We start from the raw sequence: 15,068 nt of genomic DNA on the forward strand, positions 1-15,068 counted from the left end.
CTCTGCGCTGGGTGCTCGGGGAGGCTGTATGAATTCTGGAAACTATCATGCCCGACCTATCCGTAAGGCATTAATTCTTAACTTCATCGTGCTGATAGCTGTTGTAGCGCTATCGGCAATTGGTATCTGGCTTATAAATCAGTGGGTAGCGGCATGAACATCTCAACAGTAAACGAGCTCATCCAGTCGCTGGAGAGTGCGGGCGAGCTGTCAATCAAAGAGACAAAGGTTATGGCGCTGGCGAAAGCGTACCAGCAGCTGGCTGCGGAGAATGCCTATCTGCTCAATGGCGCAGCCCGCGAACTCAACACTTCGTGGATGTTCCACAAAACGATGCTGGGTGCTCAGGCCGCGCTGGCGTGCCTTGCTCTTGGGCGTGAGTATGCTGCTCGCGAATGGCTGGAAGGCACCACAGACGAAGCTGGAGCCGAGATTCCCGACGATATTACCGTTGCTGGCCTGCAGGCATGGTTCGACAGCCAGATGGTCAGCAATGACGGGAAAAGCGGATTTTTGACCAGAGCAGAAGCTGAAGAGGCTATCAGAAAGGCATGTCCCGCAACCGATGCTTATCTGGCCGGGATTAAGGCTGATACTGCAGCCCCGCTGGTGAGCGCTCTTACGGTGATCGCAAATTCAGAGCAGATTAGCGGCGAAACGGTTGTGTGTGATTTTGACTCGCTTATTTCTGTTGCCGCGGGCGCATTGCGTGACTACTACGCCCAGCAGCTGCGCGAGGGGGCCAAATGAGCAACGCTATCGATGCACACCTGACCGATGAGGTGATCAACGCCGCATTCGAAAACACCAACTTTGGGCGCGATGACTTCCGCACAATCCTGGCCGAAACCGTCATGAAACGTGCCGCCGGTTATCACTCTGGCTGGACGGCGATAACCATCTGCACTCGCCTCAAGCTGCTGGGTAAGCAGGAGCGTCCAACAAAGCTCGGCCTGACGTTCGCCTTTCACCACTACTACCGCCAGAGCGTCCGCGATGCGCTGCTGCCAAAACAGGAGCGTGCAGCATGACTGATATCACCGAACTGGCGCAGTCTGAAATTAATGATGCGTTGGCTCAGCTGAAGCAGCTCAGCGAATACCCAACGCCGTCTACTCAGTACGCTCGAGTGCTGCATAAATACTTCTCCTCGCTGGTAGAGGCGCTGGAGAAGGCGCAGCAGCGGATTGAGGAACTGGAAGACGCAGAGCAAAAACTCTGTGCTGCGAATGTGACTCTTGATGCTCGCGCTGACCGAGCTGAGCGCCAGATGGCAGAGCTGGAGTCCCGCACCGTCACCGTAAAGCTGCCGCCTGAGCTTTACACAATCGGTGAGCTTATCAGGACGCAGGACAACCGCATTACCGATCAGCCCATGTTCGTCGTTTTCCAGAAGCGTGAAATTATCGGAAGCGACGAGCACTCGCCAAGTCGAATTTGCTGGGTATGGGATGGTGAAGAGGTCAGCGAGCTGAGAGCCAAGCGGCTGGAAGCGCTTTATCAGGATGGTCGCGACACTCGCGGATATGACCGATACGCGATGCAGGAAGTAGATGAGTTTGTTACTGCCTGCTTTACCGAGCATGGATGCAAAGACTACCTGCGCCAGAACGGCCATAACCTGCGGTTGCCGTACATTTACGCCTGCGGTTCTTTCCGAAATAACGAATATCAGCTGGTTAGAAATTGGCTCGCTGGCATCAAGGTGGAGGCTGAGTGATGGCTATAGAAAACCCGAGTTCATGCCCGCACTGCGGCGGTGAGAATGGATTCCACACGAAAGAGGTTGTGGATTTCAAGCAGTTTTATGCTTGGGATGGTTCATTCCTTGAGGGGCAGCACACCAGCGGCATTCGCGGCGGGAAAGCATTCTACTGCTGCGACTGCGGTCGGAATATAACATCGCGCATCAATAAGCCAGGAGCCAACCAATGACCAGCAAATTAACCAGAGAGCGCCTGCAGGAAATCGCTGAAGATGGATTCCTGAAGCATGGTGAAAGCAAAGAGCTGGCCCGCATGGCGCTGGCCGCAATGGACAGCGAGCCGGTGGCGACGCTGGATGTGCAAAGCAGGCGGCCTGACGGCAATAAGTTCGCGCTGGTTTTCTCATCTGCGGCACACAAATTGCCTGATGATGTTTATTTTCTCTATCGCCACGCGCAGCCAGCGCCGGAACGTGAGCAGGTACGCCGCGAGCACGCAGAGTGGTCACAAGCTACCTTCGGCAATGTTGGCCCGATTGGCCCGCTGAAGCACCTCAGCAAAGAAGCGCTGGAAGCTGCCGCTGAACCCGATGACCTCAGCGAGTGGGCGGATATGCAATTCTTGCTGTGGGACGCCCAGCGCAGGGCTGGTATCACTGATGATCAGATTACCCAGGCGATGATCGATAAGCTGGCGGTAAACAAGCAGCGCTCATGGCCGGAGCCAAAAGACGGGGAACCAAGGCTGCACATCAAAGAACAACCTCGTAAAAAAGTAGACCGCTGTGATGTTTGTACTGAAGGGGCTCGCGGTGGGTGTGGAACGTGTATTTTTAACGGTAATTTTGAATGAGGTGCTTATGACTTCTACAGATTTTATGGAAGAGAAAGAAGTATTCGAATTACTGGGGAAGAAAAAAACTGCTGTATGGCGTTTACGTAAAGACCATGGCTTTCCTCAACCAGTTCTAACATACCCTACTCGCTACAGTAGAAAGGCAGTTACCCGCTGGATAGATGAAGGTGGGATAAATAAAAATCAGTAGTAAACTGAGTGCAACGCTTAACAGTGTTGCACTCATCTTCTCACTGATGCCAACCAGGCAAATCGTTATTAAATTCAGCGGCTTCAGGAAATATTCGAACAGCTGGAATAATATCATGAATAATCTTGCCGTTATAAAAATAGTCAAGAGTTTCATCAACCATCCAAGAATGATTTTCATCTATGCGTGGGACAAGGTAATGAATATTAAACCTAACAAGCTTTGACTCAAGCTTGAATGATTTCGTGGCTTCAAGATTTTTCTCACGCCGCTTGTCTGCAACATCCCTTTGTACATCAACATCCATTGCAATATGACCAACACCAACTCCATAATTGGAAATCTGCTTTTCAATTTCTGACAAGTTGTTTGTGATATGTCGAGAGCGTTTCTCAAAAGAAACCTCATTTATACACCTCCATGTTAACAAAGAGGCATATTTTATTTTTGATATAAACCGAGGATCCCGCTCATCAGGCTGACCAAAAGCAAAAACATTAAAAAAATCATCGCTAAGAGCAGAGCCTTTGAGTAATCTTGCTAATTTAGTATGAAATGAGAGTGACCCATTGGCTTCAACTTCATTTCTAGCAGATTGTAACTTTGATGCTTTTACAAATCCAGTACCATAATCATCATCCCAGTGATAATCTTTCCCATAATAATTACTTAAATGATTTACAAGATAATTCTCTGGAGTGCTAATTACTTCAGATTTATATGTCACATCCATCCAAACGCTCATCCTTTTAGAATGGACGCGACCCTCTACTAGTTTAGCTCTGATGAAATGCGCATTTTCCTCTTGAACTGAATACGGCCCTTTCTGAAGCCTTTTACATTCAACAAAAAATTCACCACCGCCATCTAGACTACATTTGAAATCCGGTGTTTTTGCAATACCCTTACGCTCAGGAATAAATTCGACCTCGTAGCCTATTGCTGCATAGTTTCCTGCAAGAATCAATTCAAACATTGCAGAATCAGGATAAACGGTATTACTCTCAAGCATTCTTCGAGCACGCTCAACAGCGCCAGACACGTTATCAAGGAAATCAACACACTGACCGAGTTGGTACATCCAAGGAATTATATGCGATGCCATGGATATTTCAAATGCTCGTCTATTATCGATTAAAGACTTTGCTTGTGAGAAAAAACCAGCAACAACATCATCTCCATACCAACCTTTATCAAACTGAGCACCAAAATTAGTCTTCTTTGATGTTTCGTTAATATAATTAGTCTGAGCTTGCTCCAGGCGCTTAGAAAATTCGCGGGGATCAGTAGTAGTTTTGGCAAGCCATGTAATCGCTTTTATAACACTAACATTCCACTCAACACCAACATTCATATAATTCCCTCATATAAATTACGAAATAAAATGTACAATAAAACAAAAAACTAAGATTTATAATTTTTAACGTGCCATAAAATCTTTTCCGCATATAATTCATACGCTTCTTTCTGTTCAACCAGCCAATCGTGTTTGTTATACACCGCCATCACTCCTCCCAACTCATGCCCCAGCATCTTTTCGGTGACGTGAGGCATAACCCCTTCCCCTGATAAATTCGTCACCAGCGAGCGCCTGAAGTCATGTGTTCGCCACTCTGGTATATCAATTTTATCCCTTAATTTTTTCATATAGAGATTTGCTGACGAGCGATCTATAGGCTTGTCCAGTTCCTGGCCAGGAAACAGAACATCATTTCCAGCATTGAGGAGCCTTTCAACAAAAGGTTTCACCTGGTCAAACACCGGGCGACGGATAACGTTACCCATCTTTGAATGTTCTGCTGGAGTCGTCCAGATAAGATCATCCATATTGAACTCACTGGCAGTAGCAAGGCGCAGCTCTGATAGCCTGGCTCCCCAAAGCAAAAGCAGCTGATGAAGCACCTTGTTGGAGGTAACGATCTTGTTGTTTTCAAGAGCTAACCAAATCTTAGCCAGCTCGGTATACGTCAGAACCCGGCTCCCCACATCAGGTTTTTTACCAATGGTCTTAACGCTAAGCTTCAGGACTTCGCACGATGGGATCAACTGGCGGCTAATACACCAGTTCATGACAGAACGTAGCTGTAGAAGAAGCACCCTGGCCTTTTTGCTGTTCTTCTTTTCCTGCTTATCAAAGAAACGCACCCATGCAGAAACAGGAATGTTAACTACCGGAGCGTCCGGGAATTCTGTGTACATCGTGTTGTACACAACTGACTTGTACAGCGTCTGAGTGTTCGGCTTCAGCGTTTCAACATACTTGCTCCACCACTGATCCAGGCATTCTTTGAGAGTCAGCTCGCCATCTTCTTTGGCGAAATAATTTTTCGGGTTAAGCCCCTTGAGGTACAATTCGCGCATCTCGCCGACGACAACGCGCGCCTCCTTGAGAGACATAGCGGGATAGCGGCCAATGGAGAGGCGAACGGGCTTACCATTCCAGCGATAACGAAACTGAAATGTGATCGTGCCTGTGGGAGTTATGCGTACACTCAGCCCGTCACCATCTGTGACCTCAGCTGCGCCGCTGTATGGCTTAGCATTGATGCTACGGAGTTTGGTATCACTAAGGGCCACGGCTCTGTATCCTGTACACATTGAAATTCTGCATTCTGTACTCAATGTGTACGCAATGGCAAGTGAACGAAGTGATTTTCTAAGCGAATCGATGCGAACGGAAAGGAAATAAAAGGAATGAAATGCTTGATGGTACGGGGAATGATAGGATAACATGCAACACAAGCTGAACGCTTAAAAATCAGTAAGTTCTATGTCCCCTTAGTTAAATGGATATAACGAGCCCCTCCTAAGGGCTAGTTGCAGGTTCGATTCCTGCAGGGGACAATCTGCCTTGTTACATCGGGAAATCTCTGCCTGACACCCCGCCCCCTTTAGAGATATTTTCGTGTTGCAGGCCTGATGCAAGCGATGGCAGCCCGCTGTTCAACCTTCCAGCTACGCTCGTTAACCGGCGTTTATCGAACAGTTTACGTTCTGAGAACTCCCACCTCCAGCTAAAGCACACGATCCCGTATTGTCATTAACGTCGTATACACCTCCGGATTCAATTCACTACATAAATAATTAAATGCAAATCATTCCCTGTAATAATAACTATCAATTATAATTTTCTATTAGCGATATATTTAATTACTGCAGAAAAAGTGATAGACTGCACGACAGATAACGGTCTGACCCGATTCACCAATTGATATACAACATCATCTCTGATAAATTATTTAGCATGAATTAAACATCATACAATCATCAATACGTAGACAAAATTCAGCTTAAGAAACTCAAAAGCCAACCTATTTTTCATAAGATAATAATGACCATGGAAAGAAAAGAACGGAACATATGGAAACTCAACAACCTTCCGCCACTGGAATATTGTTCAATCTCTCGCGCTCAAAAATTATTAAATTGTGAATTAGAAGATCTGCTTCATTGGCATGATATTGGTGCAATAAGCCTTTGCATCAAATTAGGCAGAACCAACGGAACGTTAAAGAGTGCTATCCGCCATCAGCAGGGCGGCAACAAACCCTATTTTTTTAACACATCAAATATTGATGAATTGAGCAGAAGCGAAAGATCGTGGTCCCCTCACTCCAAAATAAACAAAATTTTTAGATTCAATGAAAGTGAACCGAACCTGGATGCCCAATATGGAACGCCTGTTACCCAGTTAAAACTCCGGGTTTCCGTATCTGGCCTGTGGTACAGCCACACGAGGAATTTAACGGAAGTACTAGAAAACCCCGATAGCATCATTACTGAACAGCGGATCAGCATAATTTCACCGGCAAGAAACGTCCTCTTCTGTCACTTCACCCCCGATGAGGATGAGAAGCCAACCATCACGATGAATAAGCTTTACATCACTAATCAGGCGATTGAGAAAATTTATGAGCATACCATCAGCAGCCGCCCTCTGGAATTTGCAGAAAAACCGCTAAATATAATTGAGGATAAAGAGGTGCATAATCCCTCAATTATTCTTCAAAATAAACTGCTCATTGAATTCATCAATCACATCATTCAAGCCAACCCACACTTTGGTGATAATATTCTAAACGCAACGGAAAACAATAAAAATAAAATATTCAATATCGCAATGGATAGACTAAGGGCAGAAGGCGTGGTCTCCAGCTACGGCAGCATTAATCTCCCGGCATCAGAATACACGCTCAAATGACTAACCGTGAATTTAAACATTAGAATAAAAACCCTTTCTGGCGCCATGAAGCGGTGGCGCATACCTCAGTTTTAAACGTCAAATGGCCTTCAATATAATTTCAGATATGAACCTGACTTCATAATAAGACCATACTTTATGAATTACCAGTCTGCTAATAAGTCATTTCATATAAACATAAATCAACATAACAACAAAGCTCGCTTATTCAGTATCTGTAAGACCTTCACTGATCTTCATCGCAGCCCGATGCGCCATCAGTATAAATTCGCGGGCCGCGGCGCTTTGCCAGGCGCCCTTTCGCTGTAGCAGACATGCGGTTCTCGCGAGTAACGGTGGGGTGAGTTCAATGGCAGTGAGATCGTCACGCGCCAGAATAATGGACGCCGGAAGCAGGGTTGCCAGCGATGTGCGTTCTACCACGGCCAGGAGAGCGCTAATCGAGTTAGCCTCCATCTGAACTTTCGGTTGAATATCACGCTGCCGGCAGTAACGTTCGATTTGCTGGCGAGTCGCGAAAGCGCGACTGAGCAGAATCAGAGATTCCTGACTGAGCGCAGCCAGCTTGACGCGTTCGGCCGTCGCCAGAGGGTGACGCCGGCCTACCACCAGCGCCAGGGTTTCCGAAAGCAGCGGCTGATAAACAATATCTCGCGCATCGTTGCCTTCGAAAGCAATGCCGATATCGAGCTCATCATTGAGCAACATGGTCTCCATTCGCTCCTGGGTCATCTCTTGCAAATCCAGCGTAATATTTGGGTAACGTTGATAGAACGAAGCCACCAGCGGCCCCACAAAGTAAGTCGTAAAGGTAGGCATCATCGCAATACGTAGCGAACCGCGCTGCAGGTCCTCCACATCATGAAGCGCACGCTGCCCCTCAGCAAGCTCCTGCCGCGCCCTGTGCGCGTACGTCAACCACACCTTCCCGGCATCCGTCAGACAAGTATGACGCCCGCTGCGATCAAAAAGCCGTACGCCCAGAGACTCCTCCAGCTGGCGAATCTGTTGCGATAAAGCCGGCTGCGAAATATGCAGTATCGCTGCGGCCCGCGTAAAACTACCTTGTTCAGCAACGGCAATGAAGTAATTGAGATGTCGCAGCAACATGAATTCACTCATAAGCAATTCAAATGAACTCAATCATAAATAAGTATTTTAACTTATCAAACAACAGGCGTACTCTCCCTGCGCCTTTTGACTGATAGCCCCAGGAGATCGCAATGAATTCCCCCCATCCTTACTTCAGCGCTCAACACGCCACGGTCACCCGGCAATGAATCAGACGCAACGTAACGGCGCCATGCTGCTGGTGTTGGTGCTTATCGGAATGAATATGCGTCCGCTGCTGACATCGCCAGGCCCGCTCCTTCCCCAGATACAGCAGGCAAGTGGTATGAGCTTCACGCTTGCCTCCCTGCTCACTGCGCTCCCGGTGATCGCGATGGGTCTGCTGGCGCTTGCCGGCGGCTGGATTAACAGCCGATTCAGCGAACGTCAAAGTATCGCCTTCAGTCTGTTAATCATCGCCGCCGGAGCTTTACTTCGCGAACTGGCGCCGCAGAGCGCGCTATTACTCAGCAGCGCGCTTCTTGGCGGGATCGGCATTGGTATTATCCAGGCGCTCATTCCTGCGGTAATAAAACGCCTGTTTCATCGTCGGACGCCTCAGGTGATGGGACTCTGGTCAGCGGCGCTGATGGGCGGTGGCGGTCTGGGAGCCGCATTTACGCCGTGGCTGGCGCAGCACAGCGCTATCTGGTATCACGCGCTTGCGTGGTGGGCGCTACCCGCAGCGACAGCGCTCCTTTGCTGGTGGCCGCTAAGCAGAACGTTACCTGTCCAGACGCCATCGACAATACAGCTCTCTGTTTTTCGCCATCGTCGAGCGTGGATACTTAGCCTCTATTTTGGTTTGATAAACGGCGGTTACGCCAGTTTGATCGCCTGGCTGCCACCCTACTATATGCAGTCAGGCTATAGCGCGCAGTTTAGCGGTACCCTTTTGGCGTTAATGACCGTCGGCCAGACTGGCGGAGCGCTACTTCTGCCTGTTCTGGCCAGGCATGAAGATCGGCGAAAGCTTCTGATGCTGGCGCTGGCGCTGCAGCTCATCGGCTTCTGCGGCTTTATCTGGCTACCGCAGCAGCTACCGCTTGCCTGGGCTATCTGCTGCGGTATTGGACTTGGCGGCGCGTTTCCGCTCTGCCTGGTACTGGCGCTCGATCACGCGAAGCACCCCGCTATCGCGGGTCGCCTGGTGGCCTTTATGCAAGGAGTGGGCTTTATTATTGCAGGTATTTCCCCCTGGCTTTCAGGGCTGCTGCGGAGCTTAAACGGCAATTTCCTTCCGGGCTGGATGTTTCACGCCGCCTGCGTCCTGGCGTTAATGCTCCTCACATTGCGTTTTGCCCCGGCACGCTATCCGCAAGAGTGGCAACATCAGAACTCAGCCACTCGCTAAACCCGTCTAATCCTCTTACGGGATGGTTACCCCATCCCGTATTCAGACAGAAAAAAGCCCAAAATCAAGTAACTATATCCCTACAAAAACCATTGTTAACGACCGTCGCCAGAATGAAATTTAATACCGAATGAAATTAATGTGTCGCCGAATCACGACACTCGTAAGTAACTAAAAATTAATAAAAAAATGGCTCTTGTTTCCCTCATTTTTTAGGCGTACATTAGCGCCATCTGGAGCCGTTTACGCTCAGAATTTACAGCTACCGCCGGCTAAAAAAGTGTCGTTTTAGTTAGCGATAGCTGAGCAGGCAATGAAGAGCAAATTCATGTAAGGCGTCTCGCCGAGAGCGCGGAGTGATGAGTCGTGAAATATTTCTTAATGGGCATTTCTTTTATGGTCATCGTTTGGGCCGGTACTTTCGCCCTGATGATCTAGCTTTAACGGTGTTAAAAAAAGGAGCCTCTCGGCTCCTTTTTTTATTCGTTGCTTTCGCTGGTTAACTTAGCCGCTGCCGGAAGCAGCCCGTCGGCGCGGAACATTGATTTAATACCGCGTACGGCCTGGCGGATACGATCGCGGTTTTCGATTAAAGCGAAGCGTACGTGAGTATCACCGTAATCACCAAAACCGATGCCGGGTGAAACGCAGACTTTAGCATCCTGCAGCAGCTTTTTAGCAAACTCCAGGGACCCCATGGCCGCGTACTGCTCAGGGATCTTAGCCCATACGTACATCGAGGCCTTCGGGCACTCCACCATCCAGCCCGCCTCATGTAACCCTTTCACCAGCACGTCCCGGCGGCGTTTGTACTGTTCGGCGATGTCGCGAACGCACTGCTGATCGCCTTCAAGCGCAGCAATAGCCGCAACCTGCAGAGGAGTGAAAGTGCCGTAATCGTGGTAGCTTTTAATGCGCGCCAGCGCATTAACCAACGTTTTGTTACCCACCATAAAGCCAATACGCCAGCCTGCCATATTGTAGCTTTTTGAGAGCGTAAAGAATTCGACGGCCACATCGCGCGCGCCGGGAACCTGCATAATAGAAGGCGCTTTCCAACCGTCATACACAATATCGGCGTAGGCCAAATCGTGCACGACCAGTACGTCATAACGCTTCGCCAGCGCGACGACTTTCTCGAAGAACTCCAGTTCAACGCACTGCGCTGTCGGATTGGATGGAAAACCGAGGATCATCATTTTCGGCTTCGGATAGCTCTCACGAATAGCGCGCTCAAGCTCGTTAAAAAAATCCACGCCTTCAACGAGGGGAACTGAACGAACCTGAGCTCCGGCAATCACCGCACCGTAAATATGAATTGGATAGCTGGGATTCGGCACCAGCACGGTGTCGCCATGGTCAAGCGTCGCCAGCATCAGATGCGCCAGCCCCTCCTTTGAACCGATGGTCACAATCGCTTCTGATTCCGGATCGATCTCTACGTCATAGCGATCCTGATACCAGCGAGAAATCGCCCGGCGCAGTCGCGGGATGCCGCGAGAGGTGGAATAACCGTGCGTATCGGGGCGCTGGGCAACGGTACATAGCTTTTCAACGATATGCGGCGGCGTCGCGCCATCGGGGTTACCCATGCTGAAGTCAATAATATCTTCGCCGCGGCGTCGCGCAGCCATTTTGAGTTCGGCAGTAATATTAAAAACGTACGGGGGGAGACGATCGATACGCGTAAAACGGCGTTCAGGACTGAATTCAGCCATAGATTCCTCGGATTAACGTTAGCGCCCGGACCGTCCGAGCGACGCGGCTGCAACCGCAGCACGTTTAGAAAATAACCCGAATATTTTCTTCCTGTCGAGAGGTGGATTAAAAAAAATTTTTCACGCTGAAAACGGGCATCATTTCAGCTAAATACGGCAGAAAGAAGCATCCTGGATATCATACTCTTCATTAAATTTAACATTTTGATATCTTTAACTTTACGCAAAAAGCACCGTCTGCGCAGACGCTATTGAAACTCAGCGCATCGTCATTAATCCCCTTTTATTTGTGTGACTTTTCCTCATTCCTCTCTTCGGCTGGTCTTCTGCGACGAGGTTTTCTATCATATTGCTTTCTCGCGATTAACACGGCGCACACATGCACGAAATATTTACTATGCTGCTGGCGGTTTTTGACCGCGCGGCATTAATGCTGATTTGTCTCTTTTTTCTCATTCGCCTGCGCCTGTTTCGTGAACTTCTGCATAAATCCGCGCACACGCCAAAAGAGCTGCTGGCCGTTACCGCCATTTTCTCCCTGTTTGCCCTTTTCAGTACCTGGTCCGGCGTACCGGTCGAAGGTTCACTGGTCAACGTGCGTATTATCGCAGTCATGTCCGGCGGGATCCTCTTCGGCCCCTGGGTAGGCGCGATAGTGGGCGTCATTGCCGGCGTACATCGCTATCTAATCGATATTGATGGCGTCACCGCCATCCCCTGCTTTATCACCAGCATTGTCGCCGGTCTACTCTCCGGGTTAATCAGTCGTAAAGTCCCTAAAGCGCAGCGCTGGAAAGCGGGGATCCTCGCCGGGATGCTGTGCGAAACCTTAACCATGATACTCGTGGTGGCGTGGGCTCCATCGTTCTCGCTGGGGATAGATATCGTGTCAAAAATCGGTATTCCGATGATCCTTGGCAGCGTATGCATCGGTTTTATCGTTTTGCTGGTGCAGAGCGTTGAAGGGGAAAAGGAGGCCAGCGCCGCGCGTCAGGCGAAACTGGCGCTCGACATCGCTAACAAAACGCTCCCCTTGTTTCGCCACGTCAATAGCGAGTCCCTGCGTCAGGTATGCGATATTATCCGCCGCGATATTAATGCCGATGCCGTCGCCATTACCAATACTCAACATGTGATGGCCTACGTCGGCGTCGGGGAAATCAACTACCGGGATAACGACGACTTTATCAGCCCGACAACGCAACAGGCGATTCGCTATGGAAAAATCATTATTAAAAACAATGACGAAGCTCATCGGACGCCGGAAATACACTCTATGCTGGTCATTCCTCTATGGGAAAAAGGTATCGTCACCGGTACGTTAAAAATCTATTATTGCCACGCTCACCGCATAACCTCATCGCTACAGGAAATGGCGATTGGCCTGTCGCAAATCATCTCGACTCAGCTGGAGGTCTCCCGCGCAGAGCAGCTTCGTGAAATGGCTAATAAAGCCGAACTGCGCGCACTGCAAAGCAAAATTAACCCCCACTTTTTATTCAATGCCCTGAACGCGATTTCGTCGTCGATTCGCATGAATCCGGACACCGCGCGCCAGTTAATTTTTAATCTGTCGCGCTATCTCCGCTACAACATTGAATTAAAAGATGATGAACAAATAGACATCAAAAGGGAGCTGTATCAAATCAAGGATTACATCGCCATTGAACAGGCTCGCTTCGGCGACAAGCTGACGGTGATTTATGATATTGATGATGAAGTCAGCTTTATGATCCCCAGCCTGCTTATTCAGCCGCTGGTGGAGAATGCGATTGTCCACGGGATTCAGCCTTGTAAAGGTAAAGGGGTGGTGACCATCGGCATTAATGAGTGCGGAAATCGGGTACGAATTAGCGTTCGCGATACGGGGAACGGTATTGACCCTGCGGTAGTGGCGAGAGTCGAGGCTAACGAAATGCCGGGAAATAAAATTGGCCTGCTCAATGTTCATCATCGGGTCAAGCTGCTGTACGGCGAAGGCCTGCATATCCGACGCCTGACGCCAGGGACCGAAATCGCCTTCTATGTGACTCACCAGCACGCGCCCCAGGCGGCCAGGGAGTCGCTGCTGTCATGAGCGGAGATAAAATGAAAGTCATCATTGTTGAAGATGAGTTCCTCGCGCAGCAAGAGCTCACCTGGTTGATTAACACCCATAGCGAGATGGAGATTGTCGGCACCTTTGACGACGGGCTGGACGTACTGAAGTTTTTACAACACAACAAAGTCGACGCCATTTTTCTCGACATCAATATTCCTTCGCTGGATGGCGTACTACTGGCGCAAAATATCAGCCAGTTCGCGCATAAGCCCTTTATCGTATTTATTACCGCGTGGAAAGAACATGCGGTGGAAGCCTTTGAGCTGGAAGCCTTTGATTACATCCTGAAGCCCTATCAGGAGTCGCGCATCATTAATATGCTGCAAAAGCTGACCAGCGCCTGGCAGCAGCAGCAGCAGCCGAGCGCCGGTGCGATGCCTAATCCGGCCAGGGAAAATGACACCATTAACCTGATTAAAGATGAGCGGATTATCGTCACCAGCATCCACGATATTTACTATGCGGAAGCGCATGAAAAGATGACTTTTGTTTATACCCGAAGAGAGTCATTTGTGATGCCGATGAATATTACGGAGTTCTGCAACAAGCTACCGACGGCGCACTTTTTCCGCTGTCACCGCTCGTACTGCGTCAACCTGAACAAAATTCGCGAAATCGAACCCTGGTTTAACAACACCTATATTCTGCGGCTTCGCGATCTGGAGTTCCAGGTTCCGGTCAGCCGCAGCAAGGTCAAAGAGTTTCGCCAGCTCATGCATCTGTAGGAAAGTTACCCGGATAAGCGATTTATCCGGGTTAACGTAAGGATTAAAGAACCTGTCCCAGAGTCTGACGCAGGTGGGCTCCGGATCCCAGTAGCCCCGGATTGTCGTGGACGATCAGATAGACCGGGATATCCTGCACGAAGGCTTTAAACCGACCTTTATCTTCAAAACCGCCGCGAAAACCTGAAGCTTTAAAGAAATCGAGGAAGCGCGGCACAATGCCGCCAGCGATATACACGCCGCCAAAAGTACCGAGCGTCAGAGCCAGGTTACCGCCAAAGCGGCCCATAATGACGCAAAATAGCGATAGCGCGCGACGGCAATCGATGCAGGTATCGGCCAGCGCACGTTCAGTCACATCCTTAGGCTGCAGATTTTCCGGCAGACGCCCGTCAGATTTAACGATCGCATGATAAAGGTTCACCAGTCCGGGCCCTGAAAGTACGCGCTCGGCGGAGACGTGACCCAGCTCGGTACGCAGCTCTTCCAGAATAATGCCTTCCTCTTCGCTGTTAGGCGCAAAATCCACGTGCCCGCCCTCTCCCGGCAGGCTCACCCAGCGCTTATCGACATGAACCAGATGAGCAACGCCCAACCCGGTACCTGCGCCATAGACGGCTATCGGCTTGCCTTCAATCGGCTTCGCGCCGCCAAACTGAATCAGATGTTCGGCTTTCAACATCGGGATCGCCATCGACACCGCCGTGAAATCATTAATGATTTCCAGATGCGAGAACCCCAGATTTTTTTTCATCTCGGCGATAGAAAATGCCCAGGTGTGGTTGGTCATCGCCACCCAATCGCCGGTAATGGGACAGGCGATGGCTATACAGCCGTCCTCAACCTTGACGTTATGCTCTTCCAGATAGACCTGAACAACAGCTTCAAGACTGGGATAATCGAGCCCGGAATAGGTCTTTGCACGGGAGATCTCCCCGCTTGCCAGATCGCACAACGCCAGACGAGCATTCGTTCCGCCTACGTCCCCTACTAAAGCAAATTTTGTCATTCCGTTACGGCTCCGCTAAAGTCAAAATAATTCTTTTGGCACACTCTAAATTCATGAAGCGCTAACAACAACGACCAACGCATAAGCGCCCCTGGTTTA

Annotated in this window: 14 protein-coding genes, 1 tRNA gene and 1 pseudogene; 11 read left to right on the forward strand and 5 right to left on the reverse strand. The window is 49.5% G+C overall.

From position 1 onward, the window contains the following. The first annotated feature begins 153 nt into the window (after window positions 1-153). The 5 genes and pseudogenes from HMPREF3178_RS31590 (at window position 154) to HMPREF3178_RS29645 (ending at window position 2,751) form a co-directional block, all read left to right on the forward strand. Window positions 154-750 (forward strand): hypothetical protein, encoded by a 597-nt coding sequence (locus HMPREF3178_RS31590; protein ID WP_228705123.1) that lies wholly within the window; start codon window positions 154-156, stop codon window positions 748-750. Then, the gene (locus HMPREF3178_RS05625) at window positions 747-1,031 is read left to right on the forward strand and encodes a hypothetical protein (protein ID WP_228705124.1); all 285 of its coding nucleotides are present in this window, start codon (window positions 747-749) and stop codon (window positions 1,029-1,031) included. Before HMPREF3178_RS31590 ends, HMPREF3178_RS05625 begins: the two co-directional genes overlap by 4 nt. Further along, the gene (locus HMPREF3178_RS31595; protein ID WP_070585068.1) at window positions 1,028-1,720 is read left to right on the forward strand and encodes a hypothetical protein; all 693 of its coding nucleotides are present in this window, start codon (window positions 1,028-1,030) and stop codon (window positions 1,718-1,720) included. The genes HMPREF3178_RS05625 and HMPREF3178_RS31595 overlap by 4 nt, the downstream gene beginning before the upstream one ends. 427 nt (window positions 1,721-2,147) lie before the next feature. Then, a pseudogene (locus tag HMPREF3178_RS32170) lies at window positions 2,148-2,471 on the forward strand (DUF550 domain-containing protein); the annotation flags it as partial. A gap of 94 nt (window positions 2,472-2,565) precedes the next feature. After that, window positions 2,566-2,751: a helix-turn-helix transcriptional regulator gene (locus tag HMPREF3178_RS29645; protein ID WP_173671885.1), complete on the forward strand. Its 186-nt coding sequence runs from the start codon at window positions 2,566-2,568 to the stop codon at window positions 2,749-2,751. Between the two features lie 40 nt (window positions 2,752-2,791). Here the strand turns inward: HMPREF3178_RS29645 and HMPREF3178_RS05645 are convergent, their stop codons facing one another. Both HMPREF3178_RS05645 and HMPREF3178_RS05650 read right to left on the reverse strand, forming a co-directional pair. After that, on the reverse strand, window positions 2,792-4,105 hold the full coding sequence (locus tag HMPREF3178_RS05645) for a hypothetical protein (RefSeq protein WP_070585071.1): 1,314 nt from the start codon (window positions 4,103-4,105) through the stop codon (window positions 2,792-2,794). Window positions 4,106-4,155: 50 nt separating this feature from the next. Next, window positions 4,156-5,328, reverse strand: a complete 1,173-nt coding sequence (locus HMPREF3178_RS05650; protein WP_009309602.1) for a tyrosine-type recombinase/integrase — start codon at window positions 5,326-5,328, stop codon at window positions 4,156-4,158. 195 nt (window positions 5,329-5,523) lie between these two features. Between HMPREF3178_RS05650 and HMPREF3178_RS05655 the strand changes: the two genes are divergently transcribed. Continuing rightward, window positions 5,524-5,595 (forward strand) — tRNA-Arg (locus HMPREF3178_RS05655). 487 nt (window positions 5,596-6,082) lie between these two features. After that, the gene (locus HMPREF3178_RS05660) at window positions 6,083-6,952 is read left to right on the forward strand and encodes a hypothetical protein (RefSeq protein ID WP_004114296.1); all 870 of its coding nucleotides are present in this window, start codon (window positions 6,083-6,085) and stop codon (window positions 6,950-6,952) included. A 204-nt stretch (window positions 6,953-7,156) separates the two neighbouring features. Here HMPREF3178_RS05660 and cynR read toward each other — a convergent pair whose 3' ends face one another. After that, the gene (gene cynR, locus HMPREF3178_RS05665; RefSeq protein ID WP_023321390.1) at window positions 7,157-8,062 is read right to left on the reverse strand and encodes a transcriptional regulator CynR; all 906 of its coding nucleotides are present in this window, start codon (window positions 8,060-8,062) and stop codon (window positions 7,157-7,159) included. A gap of 166 nt (window positions 8,063-8,228) precedes the next feature. On the opposite strand from cynR, the gene HMPREF3178_RS05670 reads away from it, so the two are divergent. Both HMPREF3178_RS05670 and ypdK read left to right on the forward strand, forming a co-directional pair. Continuing rightward, on the forward strand, window positions 8,229-9,416 hold the full coding sequence (locus HMPREF3178_RS05670; RefSeq protein WP_004104294.1) for a cyanate transporter: 1,188 nt from the start codon (window positions 8,229-8,231) through the stop codon (window positions 9,414-9,416). A 366-nt stretch (window positions 9,417-9,782) separates the two neighbouring features. Next, on the forward strand, window positions 9,783-9,854 hold the full coding sequence (gene ypdK / locus HMPREF3178_RS30785; protein WP_077777854.1) for a membrane protein YpdK: 72 nt from the start codon (window positions 9,783-9,785) through the stop codon (window positions 9,852-9,854). Window positions 9,855-9,895: 41 nt separating this feature from the next. Here ypdK and alaC read toward each other — a convergent pair whose 3' ends face one another. Then, entirely contained in the window at window positions 9,896-11,134 is a 1,239-nt protein-coding gene (gene alaC, locus HMPREF3178_RS05675; RefSeq protein ID WP_004104296.1) for an alanine transaminase, read from the reverse strand. A gap of 397 nt (window positions 11,135-11,531) precedes the next feature. On the opposite strand from alaC, the gene HMPREF3178_RS05680 reads away from it, so the two are divergent. Both HMPREF3178_RS05680 and HMPREF3178_RS05685 read left to right on the forward strand, forming a co-directional pair. Next, complete coding sequence (locus HMPREF3178_RS05680) at window positions 11,532-13,211, forward strand: sensor histidine kinase (protein ID WP_175438953.1); 1,680 nt, start codon at window positions 11,532-11,534, stop codon at window positions 13,209-13,211. 11 nt (window positions 13,212-13,222) lie between these two features. Next, a complete protein-coding gene (locus HMPREF3178_RS05685) occupies window positions 13,223-13,960 on the forward strand; it encodes a LytR/AlgR family response regulator transcription factor (protein ID WP_023321391.1) in 738 nt (245 codons plus the stop codon). 43 nt (window positions 13,961-14,003) lie between these two features. Here the strand turns inward: HMPREF3178_RS05685 and glk are convergent, their stop codons facing one another. Then, on the reverse strand, window positions 14,004-14,969 hold the full coding sequence (gene glk / locus HMPREF3178_RS05690; protein WP_004104302.1) for a glucokinase: 966 nt from the start codon (window positions 14,967-14,969) through the stop codon (window positions 14,004-14,006). Between the last annotated feature and the right edge of the window lie 99 nt (window positions 14,970-15,068).

Source organism: Klebsiella sp. HMSC09D12 (assembly GCF_001808475.1).
In the GTDB taxonomy this organism is placed as follows: domain Bacteria; phylum Pseudomonadota; class Gammaproteobacteria; order Enterobacterales; family Enterobacteriaceae; genus Klebsiella; species Klebsiella oxytoca.

Excerpts from the sequence above, each read along its gene's own strand:
- HMPREF3178_RS31590 (WP_228705123.1), top strand. The coding sequence starts at position 154 with ATGAACATCTCAACAGTAAACGAGCTCATCCAGTCGCTGGAGAGTGCG.
- HMPREF3178_RS05625 (WP_228705124.1), top strand. The coding sequence starts at position 747 with ATGAGCAACGCTATCGATGCACACCTGACCGATGAGGTGATCAACGCC.
- HMPREF3178_RS31595 (WP_070585068.1), top strand. The coding sequence starts at position 1,028 with ATGACTGATATCACCGAACTGGCGCAGTCTGAAATTAATGATGCGTTG.
- HMPREF3178_RS29645 (WP_173671885.1), top strand. The coding sequence starts at position 2,566 with ATGACTTCTACAGATTTTATGGAAGAGAAAGAAGTATTCGAATTACTG.
- HMPREF3178_RS05645 (WP_070585071.1), bottom strand. The coding sequence starts at position 4,105 with ATGAATGTTGGTGTTGAGTGGAATGTTAGTGTTATAAAAGCGATTACA.
- HMPREF3178_RS05660 (WP_004114296.1), top strand. The coding sequence starts at position 6,083 with ATGACCATGGAAAGAAAAGAACGGAACATATGGAAACTCAACAACCTT.
- cynR (WP_023321390.1), bottom strand. The coding sequence starts at position 8,062 with ATGTTGCTGCGACATCTCAATTACTTCATTGCCGTTGCTGAACAAGGT.
- HMPREF3178_RS05670 (WP_004104294.1), top strand. The coding sequence starts at position 8,229 with ATGAATCAGACGCAACGTAACGGCGCCATGCTGCTGGTGTTGGTGCTT.
- alaC (WP_004104296.1), bottom strand. The coding sequence starts at position 11,134 with ATGGCTGAATTCAGTCCTGAACGCCGTTTTACGCGTATCGATCGTCTC.
- HMPREF3178_RS05680 (WP_175438953.1), top strand. The coding sequence starts at position 11,532 with ATGCTGCTGGCGGTTTTTGACCGCGCGGCATTAATGCTGATTTGTCTC.
- HMPREF3178_RS05685 (WP_023321391.1), top strand. The coding sequence starts at position 13,223 with ATGAAAGTCATCATTGTTGAAGATGAGTTCCTCGCGCAGCAAGAGCTC.
- glk (WP_004104302.1), bottom strand. The coding sequence starts at position 14,969 with ATGACAAAATTTGCTTTAGTAGGGGACGTAGGCGGAACGAATGCTCGT.